This window comes from Billgrantia sp. C5P2 (assembly GCF_051062895.2).
This window is the reverse complement of sequence record NZ_CM128542.1, coordinates 3,093,837-3,106,912: the sequence shown is the minus strand read 5'-3', so window position 1 is coordinate 3,106,912 and position 13,076 is coordinate 3,093,837. Positions and strand designations below refer to the sequence as shown.

Sequence of the window (13,076 nt, the reverse complement as noted above, 5' to 3'; positions counted from 1 at the left end):
GGAATGTCTGCAATGACGAATATCCCACCGATACGGACACGCCGAGCCGCCTTTTTCATCCCGCCAATAGCCATTGTCCCCAGATCGGTGTCGTGGCGATGAGGAAGCCCAGTCCGGCCAAGGCATGGCCCGGCCAGCGTTCTTGCTTACGTTGCTCCCGGCGCTGGGCAAGCGTCAGCCCGGCGAGGCAGATCACCAGCCCGACAAGGTTGAAGATGAAGGCAAACATGCCGAGCATGGGCGTCATGGAGTCTCCCGTGACGAACGGAGGGTGAAAAAAACAAATCCCAAGTGCATGATATCAGTAGCCCATACGCCGAGGACATGACATGGATGCGAGGCTTTCCGGCCGCGACGCGGTCATCGCTTTCTGGTTCGAGGAGCTCGAGCCGGCCCAGTGGTTTCGCAAGGATATCGAACTGGACGGGATGATCCGTGAACGCTTCGGCGCGCTGCATGCCGCGGCAGCGGCCGGTGAGCTATGGCCGTGGCGCGATACGCCGCAGGGACGGCTGGCCGAGATCCTGGTGCTCGACCAGTTCTCGCGCAATCTCTACCGTGACGATCCGCGCGCCTTCGCCCAGGACCCCATGGCGCTGGTGCTGGCCCAGGAGGCCGTGGCCCAAGGCCATGATCGGGAGCTGGACGTGCTCTGGCGCAGCTTCCTCTACATGCCCTACATGCACAGCGAGTCGCTCGCTATCCACGACGAGGCGCTGCGTCTGTTCGACCAGCCGGGGCTCGAGGACAACCTGCGTTTCGAACATCTCCACCGTGACATCCTGCTGCGCTTCGGCCGCTACCCGCACCGCAATGCCATCCTGGGGCGAGAGTCGAGCGAGGAGGAACTGGCTTTCCTGGAGCAGCCCGGCTCTTCGTTCTGAGCTACCCTGTGCGGGGAAGCCACGCTTAGGCACCATCGGGGCCTCATGGGGGCCGCATCGATCAAAAGGAGAGGAGAGACGATATGGGACTGATTGCCTGGCTGATCATTGGTGGCCTGGCGGGCTGGATTGCCGGCAACATCATGCGCGGCGGCGGCTTCGGCATTTTGCCCAACATCGGCGTGGGTATCGTGGGGGCCGTGATCGGCGGCTTTCTGTTCCGCCTGCTGGGGCTGCAGGCGGGTGGCTTCATCGGCTCGCTGGTCACGGCTACTGTCGGCGCGGTGGTGCTGCTATGGATCATTTCCAAGATCCGACAATCCTAGTTTCGGTGGCATGAGACGAATCGGCCCGGGCAACTGCCCGGGCCGATTCGTTCGTGATGAGTGTCATCAGAAGGTGTAGCTGACGCCCACCACCGCCACCGGGTAGACCGGCCACTTCTCGGCCTCGTCCTCGAGCCGCCGCTCCTCCTGGCGAATCTCTTCCCGCAACTGGTCCGATCCTGGCAGGTTCGAGTCCTCATACCCGGACGAAGTCCTCAGCGAAACATCCGGATCGGTAGGAATCACCCCGACCTCGGCAAAGACGCCGAAGCCGCTGCGATGCGTCTGGCGCCAGCCCAGGCCGGCGTAGGGCTGCACGCCGTCGACAAGAGTCGCCTTGCCATGCAGGGTGCCCAGGAGTTCGGCATCGTAGGTGCGACCATTGAAATCATAGGAACCATTGCGCGGCCGGCCCACTACGTCGGCCTCGATATCCGGCAGCATGAGGCCGGCGCTGAGAAAGAAGCCGCCGGTGGTGGGGTAATAATCCAGTGTCAGCTTGCCGGCCGCCAGGTTCACGTCGCCATCGTAGTTGACGTCATCGGTGCTGTAGTCGGTGTTCCAGTCCACACCGCCGGTGTAGCGGGCGGAAACGCCCAGGCGCTCGCTGAAACGCCACGCCATGTCGGCACCTACGCCGGTGGTACCGGCCACGGCACCCAGCGTCATTCGGTTGTCTTGCGCGTACACCTGGGTCGTGCCCAGCAGGCATAGGGTGGCGATCACGCCGGTGGCCGTCATCCATTTCATCGATTCACTCCTCGGTTTGCCATCGTTCGCGGTGGTGCGCCGCCTCGTTCAGTTACCCAGTATCGGCCGCGGTCGACGGCAGCTTAACCCGATTAATGTTTTCTTTTGTTTCCATAGCCGGGAGTGATTGGCGGCCATGGGGGGCGAGACTACCTTGTCAGACGAGGGCACAAGAAAGATAACCGCCGGGCCAAGGCGGAGCGCCACGTATGCAAGGAGAGGATGGATCCACGCGACTACAGGAGTTCGAGCATGGCGAACAATCCCCACACCACGCCCAACAGCGGCGCGCCCAACGACACCGATTTCAAGACCGACGAGCACAGCAAGTCGGAGAATCTCGAGAAGTACCGCAGTGATGCCACCGGCCACGACCTGCGTACGAATCACGGCGCGCGCATCGCCGACAACCACAACTCGCTGAAGGCAGGCGACCGGGGCCCCACGCTGCTCGAGGATTTTGTCTTCCGCGAGAAGCTCAACCACTTCGACAACGAGCGCATTCCCGAGCGCATCGTTCACGCTCGTGGAGCCGCGGCCCACGGCTACTTCCAGCCCTATGACAACGCTGCCCAGTACTCCAAGGCGGGTTTGTTCCAGGACCCCGGCAAGAAGACGCCGGTCTTCGTGCGCTTCTCTACCGTGCAGGGTGCACGCGGCTCCAACGACACCGTGCGCGACGTGCGCGGTTTCGCCACCAAGTTCTATACCGACGAGGGCAACTGGGACCTGGTCGGCAACGACATGCCGGTGTTCTTCATCCAGGATGCGATCAAGTTTCCCGATTTCGTCCACGCGGTGAAGCCCGAGCCGCACAACGAGATTCCCCAGGGCCAGTCGGCCCACGACACCTTCTGGGACTTCGTCTCGCTGATGCCCGAGTCGACCCACATGGTGCTGTGGACCATGTCCGACCGTGCCTTCCCGCGCCACTACCGCAACATGGAAGGCTTCGGCGTGCACACCTTTCGCCTCATCGATAAACAGGGCAAGTCGCGCTTCGTGAAGTTCCACTGGAAGCCGCTGGCGGGTACCTGCTCGCTGATCTGGGACGAGGCGCAGAAGCTATGGGCGCGCGACCCCGACTTCAATCGCCGCATGATGTGGGAGGACATCGAGAACGGTGACTTCCTCGAGTACGAATTCGGCATCCAAGTGGTCGAGGAAGAGGACGAGCACAGGTTCGACTTCGACCTGCTCGACCCCACCAAGCTCATTCCCGAGGAACTGGTCCCGGTCACGCCCATCGGCAAGATGGTGCTCAACCGCAACCCGGACAACTATTTCGCCGAAACCGAGCAGGTGGCCTTCAATCCGGCCCACATCGTGCCGGGCATCGACTTCACCAACGACCCGCTGCTACAGGGGCGGCTGTTCTCCTATCTCGATACCCAGATGCTGCGCCTGGGCGGGCCCAACTTCAACGAGATACCCATCAACCAGCCGGTGTGCCCGATGCACAACAACCAGCGTGACTCCATGCACCGGCAGACCATCAACAAGGGACAGGCCTCCTACGAGCCCAACTCCATCGACGGCGGCTGGCCCAGCGAGACCCCCGCGGCGCCGGAGAACGGCGGTTTCGAGAGCCACTACGAGCGCATCGATGCGCACAAGATCCGCGCCCGCAGCCCCTCGTTCGGTGATCACTACTCCCAGGCCACGCTGTTCTGGAACAGCCAGACCGACGTGGAGAAGGAGCACATCATCGCCGCCTACACCTTCGAACTCTCCAAGGTCCAGCGGCCCTGGATCCGCGAGCGGGTGATCAAGGAGATCCTGCCCAACATCGATCTGGAGCTGGCGCGCCGCGTAGGCGAAAACCATGGTATCGAGGCGCCGACCCAAAAGCCGGCCCCTGCCGAAGAGCTGGGCACGAGTTCGCAGCTGGAGTCGCCGGCCTTGAGCCTGATGGCGCGCCTACCGGGCAACATCCTGTATCGGAAGGTGGCGATCCTGGTGGCCGACGGTGTCGATGCCGCTCAGGTCGAGGCGATCAAGAAGAAGCTCGAGGCCGAAGGGGCCGAAGGCAAAGTGATCGCACCGAGCATGGCGCCGGTGAAGGCGACGAACGGCAAGAGCGTAACACCTGATGCCATGCTCAACGGCATGCCCTCGGTGGCGGTGGACGCGGTGGTGGTGCCTGGCGGCAGTGACAGCGTGGATGCTCTGGCCCAGTCGGGGCTGGGACGTTACTACGTGCAGGAGGCCTACAAACACCTCAAGGCGATCGCCGCCGTGGGCGAGGGCAAGCTGCTGCTGGATACGGCAGGCGTCCCCACAGGCGAGGAGGGCGTGCTGACCGGGGCCACGGTGGATGACGTCTTCACCCCGCTGCGCGAGGCCATGGGGCAGCATCGGGTGTGGGCGCGCGACCCGAAGGCCAACGATATGCCGGCGTGACGAGACGAGCATCCCGCCGTGGGCCTGGCGGGATGCTTCCGGCTGGAGTCAGGCGTTCAGACGCTCTACGGCACTCGATACCCGCTTGGCGCCCTCCAGCATTTCATTGACCACACGGGTGACCTCGGACAGTTTCTGCTGTGTTGAATTGCTTTGCGATGAGGCCAGCGAAATCTTGTTCGTGGCGGCCAGGGTCAGCTCGGCATTTTCACTCAGCACCTTGGTGATATCGGCGGCGGCCCCTCCGGCCTGCTGAGCCAGTTTACGCACTTCGCTGGCGACCACGGCGAAACCCTTACCGTGTTCGCCCGCGCGCGCAGCTTCGATGGCAGCGTTGAGCGAAAGCAGGTTGGTCTGCTCGGCGACTCGTGAAATCGCCGCGCTGATTCGGTTGATGTCGTTGGCTTGCGCATTGAGCTGGTTGAGTATTTCCTCGAGGCTGACGATCTCCTGATTGGCTCGTTCGGAGTCGCCGACCGCTTCGCTCAGGCGCTCCAACCCGCTGATGGCGATTTGCTCGGTTTGCGTCGCCACGCTACTGGCCGATTCGACGGCCTCGCGTGCAGCTTCCGCCTGGCGAATGCGCGGCGTGATGTCGGTGGCGAATTTCACCACCTTGGAAACCTTGCCATCCATATCGAAAACGGGGTTATACGTTGCTTCGATCCAGATCGATTCGCCTGAGGAGGTAAAGCGTTCGAATTGCCCGGCTCTGAATTCACCGGCACCTAGCTTGGCCCAGAAGTCAGGGTTCTGTCGGTAAAAGCTATCGTTACAGAAAATTCGGTGATGCTGCCCCACGACTTGGGTGGCTGTATAGCCCAACGCCTTGAGAAAGTTACTATTGGCACGCAGAATTTCGCCCTGCGGTGTGAACTCTATGACCGCCATGGAGGCGTCGAGCGCACTGAGCACGGCTTCTTTGGAAAGTGCTTCCTGCTGTTTGGCGGTAACATTCAAGGCGATTTTGATTACGCCCATGACCTTGCCGCTGCGATCACACACCGGAAAATAAGTGGCCTCTAGCCATACCGTCTCACCGGACTTGGCGATACGCTGAAAAGTCCCCGCTTGCTGGATGCCTTGGGCAAGCTTATCCCAGAAGCGCGAATAATCTCCGCTCTTTAGATAAGTTTCCGAACAGAATATGCGATGAGACTGTTTTTTTATCTCCTCAAGGGTGTAACCCATGCAGGAGAGAAAAAGATTATTGGCATCTACTACTTCCCCTTCAGGCGTAAACTCGACATATGCCATGCTTTGTTTGATGGCTGTCATCTTGGCAGAGCGGGAAGTTGGGGGGAGCCAATTCATGAAAATTACCTCAGCGCGGTGTGGGCATACTTTGTTATCGACCTGCTGAAGCAGAACTTTACTTTTTTTTACTTGACTTAAACTGTTGTTTGAAGCTAAGGAAAATGAACCTGGCCCGCGAGTCGCGGGCCAGGTTCGTGCTGCTAGTGGACAGGATCAGGCGGTGGCCTTGCTGCCGACCAGTTCCTTGAGCGCGGCCTCGACGATGTCCAGGCCTTCCTCGAGGATCTCGTCCTCGATGGTGACCGGCATCAGGAAGCGGATGGTGTTGCCGTAGAGGCCGCAGGAGAGCAGGATCAATCCCTTCTCGCGGGCCTTCTTGCACAGTGCGGCGGCCAGATCGGCGTCCGGCGTGTGCTTGGCCTTGTCCGACACTAGGTCGATCGCCGCCATGGAGCCCATGTTGCGAGCGTTGTCGACGCAGTCGAAATCGCTCTGCCACTGACCGAAGCGCTTGGCCAGCTTGTCGCCGAGTGCCTGGCTCTTCTCGAGGATGTTCTCCTCTTCGAAGACGTCGAGCACGGCCAGAGTCGCGGCGCAGGAGAGCGGGTTGCCGGTATAGGTACCGCCCAGCGAGTTGGCACCCGAAGCATCCATCACCCGGTCGGTCCCCACCACGGCGGAGATCGGCATGCCGTCGGCCATGCTCTTGGCCATGGTGATGATGTCCGGCTCGACGCCGCTGTGCTCGATGGCGAACAGCTTGCCGGTGCGTCCGAAGCCCGACTGCACCTCATCGACGATCATCAACATGCCGTGCTCGTCGCAGATCTCTCGGATCGCCTTGAGGAAGCTGGCCGGAGCGGGGTAGAAACCGCCCTCGCCGAGCACCGGCTCGAGCACGATGGCGGCGGTATCGCGGGGGTTGGCGTCGGTCTTGATCGCCATCTTCAGGCCGCGCAGGGCCTCGTCCTCGCTGACGCCGTGGTAGGGCACGGGGTAGGGGGCGCGGAAGACATTGCCCGGCATGGTGCCGAAATCGGTGGCGTAGGGCGCGACCTTGCCGTTCATGGCCATGGTCATGAAGGTGCGGCCGTGGTAGCCGCCGTCGAAGCAGATCACATTGTTCTTGCCGGTGGCGGCGCGGGCGATCTTCACCGCGTTCTCGAGTGCCTCAGCGCCGGAGTTGGCCAGCATCACCTTGGCGTGGCCACGCACCGGGGTGACCTGGCTCAGGCGCTCGGCGACCTTCACGTAGCCCTCGTAGGGCATCACGGTCTGACAGGTGTGCATGACCCGGTCGAGCTGAGCCTTGACCGCCTCGACCACCTTGGGGTGTCGATGGCCGATGTTGAGCACGCCGATGCCACCGGCGAAGTCGATGATACGGTTGCCGTCGGCGTCCCAGATCAGCGCGTTCTCGGCGCGATCGGCGAACTGGGTGGCGGGGCTGGCGGCGCCGTTGGCGACGTAGCGCTGCTTGAGTTCGTTGAGCTGTGCGTTATTCATCTAGCCTCCCTTCATACGTGAACGTTGCGGGCGATCAAAGGCCGCCGACACAGACGTATTTTAGTTCAGTGAATTCATCCAGGCCGTGGTGTGAACCTTCGCGACCCAGCCCCGACTCCTTGACGCCGCCGAAGGGCGCAAGTTCAGTGGAGAGAATCCCTTCGTTGACGGCCACCATGCCATACTCCAGGCCCTCCATCACATGCCAGATGCGGCGGTAGTCGCGAGCGTAGAAGTACGCCGCCAGGCCGAATTCCGTGGCGTTGGCCATGGCGATGGCCTGTTCATCGCTATCGAAGCGGAATACCGGCGCCAGCGGGCCGAAGGTTTCCTCGCGCGCCACGTGCATCTCATCGGTGACGTCGGCGATCACCGTGGGCTGGAAGAAGGTGCCGCCCAGCGCATGGGGTTCGCCCCCGCACACCAGCTTGCCGCCCTTGGCCAGGGCGTCGGCAATGTGGGATTGCACCTTGTCCACCGCAGCCGTATTGATCAACGGCCCCTGCACCACGCCCTCGTCGAGGCCATTGCCCACCTGGAGCTCGCCGACACGGGCGGCCAGTTTCTCAACGAAGGCGTCGTAGACGCCGGATTGCACCAGCAGGCGGTTGGTACACACGCAGGTCTGGCCCGAGTTGCGGAACTTCGAGGCCACCGCACCCTCGACGGCGGCGTCCAGGTCGGCATCGTCGAAGACGATGAAGGGTGCGTTGCCGCCGAGCTCCATGGAGGCCTTCTTGACCGTGCCGGCGCACTGCGCGAGCAGGCGCTTGCCCACCGCGGTGGAGCCGGTGAAGGAGACCTTGCGCACTCGCGGGTCGGTGGTCAGCACCTCACCGATCTCGGCGGGGCGGCTTGCGGTGATGACATTGAGCACACCGCTGGGGAAACCTGCTTGCTCGGCCAGCTTGGCCAGGGCCAGGGCGGTCAGCGGCGTGGCCTCGGCGGGCTTGATCACCACCGGACAGCCGGCAGCCAGGGCCGGGGCGCACTTGCGCGTGATCATCGCCAGCGGGAAGTTCCACGGCGTGATGGCCGCCACCACGCCGATCGGCTCGCGGAAGACCAGGATGCGCTTGTCGACGCCATGGCTGGGCAGAGTCTCACCGGCCATGCGCTTGGCCTCTTCGGCATAGAACTCCACGAATGACGCCCCATAGACCACTTCGCCGCGGGATTCGGCCAGCGGCTTGCCTTGCTCCAGTGTCATCAGGCGCGCCAGCGACTCCTGGTGGGCCATGATGGCGTCGAACCAGGCGCGCAACAGGGCGGCGCGCTGCTTGGCGGGCTGACGGCGCCATGCCGGCCAGGCCGCTTCCGCCGCAGCCACGGCGTCGCGGGCATCATCGGCGGTGAGGTCCGGCACTGTTGCCAGCGTCTCGCCGCTGGCGGGGTTGGTCACGCTGAAGCGGCGTTCGGCATCGCGCCATTGGCCATCGATGAAGGCCTTGTCGGTGAAGATGTCGGCAGGGAGTGACATGGAAGCTCCGTGTGTTGATTATCTTGTTTGCCGAGTGTGCATTATTTAAAACGTTTCGCCAAGACTCCTTTAAACAGGCCTCCAAGCTTTTTTAGCAGCCCATAGCCATCGGCGTGCGCCGCGCTTTCCGCTACACTAGGCGCCGATTTCCTTGGTGTGGCAGTGCTGCACTTCTATCTCTGCTGGTTGAACGTCGAGGTGAGACTTGGTCGATCCCCTTTACGCCTGGTGGGCTCAGCAACTGGTCCTGTGCGATTGGGCCTTCCAGCCTGAGCCCAACACGATCGAGGCCGAGGCGGCTAGCGCCAGGTTGCAGGTGCTGGGCGTCAACGATCGCGGTGAGCTGGGCTGGCGTCTGGTCGAGGCCTTTGGCACCGGCACCGCCGATCCGGCACGCCTGCTGGCGGTACTCGAGCTGCTCGCCCTGGCCGGATCGACCGGCTGGCTCAGCGAGCCGCGCTTGCGTAGCTGGCTGGTACGCACGATCGACGAGATAACCCGCCACTACCACGACCTCGAGAGCTGGCTCGAGGCACTGCGACATGCCAAGAGTTCGGAGGGCTGGGTGCGCGGTGACGACGGCTTCTGGGAGGCCTGCGAGGCCTTGGCGGCCCTCGAGCGTGACGGCGAGGGAATTACCTGGGACACCCTGACCGAGTGGACTGCCGCGCAGCGCCAGGACAGGCCCCTCTCGCTCTGGCCCACCGCTTCTCATGCCCAGGGCTGGCGTCTGAGAGCGGCCTTTGCTCCGGTGGTGGAGGTTCCGCCGGGTGAGATGGATTGGCCCGACGCGAAGGAGTGGCTGTGGCGCCACTGGCAGATCGACGACCGCACGGGATTGATCCAGAGCCTTCTGTGGCTGGCGGGCTACGGACATCGGCAAGGGTGGGATCTCGATGCCGCGCGTCTGCTGGCGGCGACCGCCGGGGAGCGGCAGGCGTGGCACGAGGGGCTCTCAAGCGCCGAGCACGACTACGGGCGGGTGCTGCTCGCCTTCATCGAGCGTGGTGAGCCGCTGGAGTGGGCCGCCTGGGACTGGCTGCGGCTGGTCGACCTGGCCTGGGCCGGTGCCTGTGCCGGCTGGCTCGATGTATCGGAAGCCGAGGGCTTCGCCACGCACGGCGCCGACCTGGCACTGCGTCGCTACAGCGACTGGTCGGCGCTGGCACGCGCCTATCAGCGAGGTTGCAGTCTGTTCGAGGGGCGCGATCGACTGGCTGACATGCAGCGTGACTGGGGGCTGCTGCTCAACTCTCCCGTGAGCCCCTGGCGGGCACCGCTGCAGCAGTTGTTGAGCGAAGAGGAACGCGAGGCATCACGAGGCGCCATCATGGCCTGGCGTCGTTCGCCCCGCCATTGGGTGCTGGCGCTGGCCTCGGTGCGTGAACCCGAGTTCGGCATGCGGCAAGGGGCAATCGTACCGGTGGCCACCGAGCGGCGTGCCGAGGCCCTGCGCTACCTCGACGAAACCCTCGGACTGCATCCCGACGAGGGTGAGGAAGCGTTGACCCGCTACTGGCTGCCGGCCCAGGCGCACCACCTCAACCAGCTGGCGGCCGATGCCGCCCATGGTGCCTTGCCCGCAGCCGACACCCCGTTCGGGCGGCCCGAAGCCGAGGATCTGGCCAGCCTCGTGGCATTGAAGCAAGGCAGCCGCCATGCGGCGACCATTCACATGGCCGAGAAGTATGCCTTCTATTTGCAGATGGCGATGGACTGCGAGGCGTTCGATGGCGAGGCGCTGAATGCCTTGGCCGAGGCGCTACGCAGCACCCTGTGCCGCTTCTACCCCGACGCCCGCCGCCTGCTCGAGGCCTGGGCTCAGTGGGAGCGTCTGCTGCCGGAGGGCGAGCATCCGCCGCTGACCAACGAGATCCGTTGGCACCTGGACGATCCGGGAAGCCCCTTCCATTGGCTCGATTGGCACTCATCCCAGTGGCACGAGCCAGGCCCACGCCCGACCCTGTCGCGCTTCACCGCCATGGCACTGGTAGGTCCGCTCAACAATGCCGCCTGGAGCGAGCCGCATGTGGAGAGCGAGCGGGAAGCGGCCTCGATTCGTGAGTGGATCGACGGGCACTACGGCTTGCATGGCCAAGCCGAGCTCGATGAATTCCTCGACTTCCTGCTCGAGGCAGGCGACCGGCAGGAGTACCAGATCAACTACGCGCCTTATACGCTGAATGCCCAGCGGTTGGCCTCGGAGATCGCCATGCTCGAAACCGGTGAGTGCAGTGAGGAGGATCGCACCCACCTGTTGCGCTTGCAGCGGGTTCGCGACAACACCGATGGTTGCAACGAGCTGGACATGACCGCATGGGACGTGGCCCAGGCGGTGGACCTGGCTATTGCCGGACGTCAGCTCGGTTGGCTGGATGGCGCTGCTTTCAGCGCAGTGCTGGAACGAGCCCATGCACTGGCCGCTGAACATTACGGCAGTTGGGAGGCCTATTCCCGGGGACTCTATGCCGGTTTCTCCTTCTTCATGGGCGAAACGGCCGAGCGCGAGAGCTTCCTCGTCGGTTTCCGCCAGGCCTTGGTCGCGTGGCTCTCCGGGGCGCCACCGTTGGCCGGCCCCTGGGCAAGCCTGGATTTCCCCGGGGCCCGGCCGCGTCACTGGGCTCCCATGCATATCGACACGCTACCGGGCGACGTCAAAACGCTACATTAGGGCTCGCCCAAGTCACGAAATGTGGTTTATAGTCAGCGGGTTTAATGATTCGGCTCCCTGAGGGGAGTCTCACGAAGAAATAGTCGCGAGCCGTCGCAAGGCCGCTCTGGCAGTGGTACGGGCAATGAATTGCCAGGCACCACTACCACAGCGATCCTCTCGGGTCTGTCAGGTAGGGCTTGTCGCTCGACCCGGGGGTGCGTGTGGCTCAGGGAATGAGGACTTCGCAAGTATGGTGGCCAGATCGAGTCGTATCGCTGTGCTCGTTGTGTCGCTGGCGTTGCTGTCCGGGTGTGCTGGATCGTCGACATCGTCGCTGGAAGCCCCAGACGACTACTTTGCTCGACAGCTGCCTGGCATGTCGTCTTCCTCCAGCCCGCTGATGTCCCCGGTGGACAATCCCATCCTGCGGGTGAACAGCCTGCACAATCCGCCACCCGAGCTGGTGCGTGAAGCGCTGCTGGCTCAGCATGAACGCTGGGCCGGTACGCCCTACCGAATTGGCGGCACCGGCCGCAACGGTATCGACTGTTCGGCTCTAGTACAGGCCATTTTCAACGAAACCTTCCGTTTGCAGCTTCCTCGCTCCACCGGCGAGCAGGTCCAGGAGGGTACGCAGGTCTCCCGCGACGAACTGCAGGTCGGCGATCTGGTCTTCTTCCGACCACCGGGGCGTTACGACCACGTGGGTATCTACGTGGGCGACGGCTACTTCCTGCACGCCTCGACGTCGCAGGGCGTGATGCTCTCCGAACTCGGCAGCAACTACTGGCAGCGCTACTACTGGCAGGCGCGCAGGACCCTGGAGCCGACCACCCTGGCGCAGCGCGTCACCACGCCAGGTGAAGGCTGAAGCCCGACTTATCTCGTAAGATCAGGCGCTGGGTACTCTACAAGGCTTCCCGGCGGGAGAGTACGAAGTCGACGAAGGCCTGCTCGGCGCGCGACAGGTAGGCTCCTCGGGCCCAGGCCAGCGATAGATCGAGCCAGGCCGGGCTGTCGAAGGAGACGGCGGCCAGCTCCGGTTCGTCCACCACCCGGCGCAGGAAGGTGGTGATACCGAAGCCTTGACGCACGATGGCCTTGGTCAACGGGATCAGGTTCGACTGGAAGGCAATGTTGGCAACCAGGCCGGTCTGCCGCGACAAGGCGTCGACGAATTCGCGATGGAAGTAACCATCCTGGAACAGAACCAACGGTTCCTGGAAGAATTCCGACGCGCTTACGCTGCGCCTGCCCGCGAAGGAGTGCGAACACGGCACGCAGATCACCATCTCCTCACGGATCAGCCTCCGCCGTTCCAGGTGGCCACTCTGCTCGTCGTCGATCACAACGCCGAGATCCAGCTCACCGCCGGCAATCATGCTTTGCAAGCGGCGTGCGCCGGCTTCCACCACGGTCAGGCGGATACCGGGATGTTGCGCCTTGAAACCCATCAGCAGCGGCGGAAAATAGTACGAGCCGAGCATCGAGGGGATGCCGATGCGCACCTCTCCCTTGACCAACCCGTGGAGCTCCTGCATGGCCAGGTGGGCGGCCTGGGCACGTTCCAGCAGCTCGCTGGCGTGGGTGTAGAGGGCTTCGCCCTCCGGTGTCAGGGCGATACGCCGCTCATGGCGGTGGAGCAGGGTCAGCTCCAACTGGCGCTCGAGGTTGGCGATGGTTTGGCTGACGGCGGACTGGGCCACGTGGAGTTCTCGAGCAGCGGCACTGAAGCCGGCCCGATCGGCTACCGTGACGAAGACGCGCAGGGCACGCAGGTCGAAGGGCAGGGCCATGGCGGCTCCTTGATAAGTTAA

At 63.5% G+C, this 13,076-nt stretch carries 11 protein-coding genes; 5 read left to right on the top strand and 6 right to left on the bottom strand.

Translation table 11 applies throughout. The features are described 5' to 3' along the window. Positions 1 to 55: 55 nt before the first annotated feature. Positions 56 to 247: a hypothetical protein gene (locus ACRWQA_RS14320; protein WP_434229464.1), complete on the bottom strand. Its 192-nt coding sequence runs from the start codon at positions 245 to 247 to the stop codon at positions 56 to 58. 82 nt (positions 248 to 329) lie between these two features. Here ACRWQA_RS14320 and ACRWQA_RS14315 point away from each other — a divergent pair, with 82 nt between their 5' ends. Beyond that, positions 330 to 884: a DUF924 family protein gene (locus ACRWQA_RS14315; RefSeq protein WP_434229466.1), complete on the top strand. Its 555-nt coding sequence runs from the start codon at positions 330 to 332 to the stop codon at positions 882 to 884. 83 nt (positions 885 to 967) lie between these two features. Continuing rightward, a complete protein-coding gene (locus ACRWQA_RS14310; RefSeq protein ID WP_197450292.1) occupies positions 968 to 1,210 on the top strand; it encodes a GlsB/YeaQ/YmgE family stress response membrane protein in 243 nt (80 codons plus the stop codon). A gap of 66 nt (positions 1,211 to 1,276) precedes the next feature. On the opposite strand, the gene ACRWQA_RS14305 is transcribed toward ACRWQA_RS14310, so the two are convergent. Then, positions 1,277 to 1,960, bottom strand: a complete 684-nt coding sequence (locus ACRWQA_RS14305) for a hypothetical protein (protein WP_434229468.1) — start codon at positions 1,958 to 1,960, stop codon at positions 1,277 to 1,279. A gap of 123 nt (positions 1,961 to 2,083) precedes the next feature. Here ACRWQA_RS14305 and katE point away from each other — a divergent pair, with 123 nt between their 5' ends. After that, on the top strand, positions 2,084 to 4,363 hold the full coding sequence (gene katE, locus ACRWQA_RS14300) for a catalase HPII (protein ID WP_434229470.1): 2,280 nt from the start codon (positions 2,084 to 2,086) through the stop codon (positions 4,361 to 4,363). A 48-nt stretch (positions 4,364 to 4,411) separates the two neighbouring features. Here katE and ACRWQA_RS14295 read toward each other — a convergent pair whose 3' ends face one another. The 3 genes from ACRWQA_RS14295 to ACRWQA_RS14285 all read right to left on the bottom strand — a co-directional run bounded on the left by ACRWQA_RS14295 (position 4,412) and on the right by ACRWQA_RS14285 (position 8,606). Further along, positions 4,412 to 5,677 (bottom strand): methyl-accepting chemotaxis protein, encoded by a 1,266-nt coding sequence (locus tag ACRWQA_RS14295; RefSeq protein ID WP_434229472.1) that lies wholly within the window; start codon positions 5,675 to 5,677, stop codon positions 4,412 to 4,414. 156 nt (positions 5,678 to 5,833) lie between these two features. After that, a complete protein-coding gene (gene gabT, locus ACRWQA_RS14290; RefSeq protein ID WP_263583255.1) occupies positions 5,834 to 7,126 on the bottom strand; it encodes a 4-aminobutyrate--2-oxoglutarate transaminase in 1,293 nt (430 codons plus the stop codon). Positions 7,127 to 7,160: 34 nt separating this feature from the next. After that, entirely contained in the window at positions 7,161 to 8,606 is a 1,446-nt protein-coding gene (locus ACRWQA_RS14285) for an NAD-dependent succinate-semialdehyde dehydrogenase (protein ID WP_434229474.1), read from the bottom strand. A gap of 205 nt (positions 8,607 to 8,811) precedes the next feature. Here ACRWQA_RS14285 and ACRWQA_RS14280 point away from each other — a divergent pair, with 205 nt between their 5' ends. Together ACRWQA_RS14280 and ACRWQA_RS14275 are read left to right on the top strand one after the other, a co-directional pair. After that, complete coding sequence (locus ACRWQA_RS14280; protein ID WP_434229476.1) at positions 8,812 to 11,277, top strand: DUF1266 domain-containing protein; 2,466 nt, start codon at positions 8,812 to 8,814, stop codon at positions 11,275 to 11,277. 358 nt (positions 11,278 to 11,635) lie between these two features. Then, positions 11,636 to 12,130: a C40 family peptidase gene (locus ACRWQA_RS14275; RefSeq protein WP_434229478.1), complete on the top strand. Its 495-nt coding sequence runs from the start codon at positions 11,636 to 11,638 to the stop codon at positions 12,128 to 12,130. 37 nt (positions 12,131 to 12,167) lie between these two features. Here ACRWQA_RS14275 and ACRWQA_RS14270 read toward each other — a convergent pair whose 3' ends face one another. Further along, the gene (locus tag ACRWQA_RS14270; protein ID WP_434229480.1) at positions 12,168 to 13,055 is read right to left on the bottom strand and encodes a LysR family transcriptional regulator; all 888 of its coding nucleotides are present in this window, start codon (positions 13,053 to 13,055) and stop codon (positions 12,168 to 12,170) included. Positions 13,056 to 13,076 lie beyond the last annotated feature (21 nt).

Bases quoted from the DNA above. Each gene is read 5' to 3' on its own strand.
- ACRWQA_RS14320 (WP_434229464.1), bottom strand. From the start codon at position 247: ATGACGCCCATGCTCGGCATGTTTGCCTTCATCTTCAACCTTGTCGGG.
- ACRWQA_RS14315 (WP_434229466.1), top strand. From the start codon at position 330: ATGGATGCGAGGCTTTCCGGCCGCGACGCGGTCATCGCTTTCTGGTTC.
- ACRWQA_RS14310 (WP_197450292.1), top strand. From the start codon at position 968: ATGGGACTGATTGCCTGGCTGATCATTGGTGGCCTGGCGGGCTGGATT.
- ACRWQA_RS14305 (WP_434229468.1), bottom strand. From the start codon at position 1,960: ATGAAATGGATGACGGCCACCGGCGTGATCGCCACCCTATGCCTGCTG.
- ACRWQA_RS14295 (WP_434229472.1), bottom strand. From the start codon at position 5,677: ATGAATTGGCTCCCCCCAACTTCCCGCTCTGCCAAGATGACAGCCATC.
- gabT (WP_263583255.1), bottom strand. From the start codon at position 7,126: ATGAATAACGCACAGCTCAACGAACTCAAGCAGCGCTACGTCGCCAAC.
- ACRWQA_RS14285 (WP_434229474.1), bottom strand. From the start codon at position 8,606: ATGTCACTCCCTGCCGACATCTTCACCGACAAGGCCTTCATCGATGGC.
- ACRWQA_RS14275 (WP_434229478.1), top strand. From the start codon at position 11,636: ATGTCGTCTTCCTCCAGCCCGCTGATGTCCCCGGTGGACAATCCCATC.
- ACRWQA_RS14270 (WP_434229480.1), bottom strand. From the start codon at position 13,055: ATGGCCCTGCCCTTCGACCTGCGTGCCCTGCGCGTCTTCGTCACGGTA.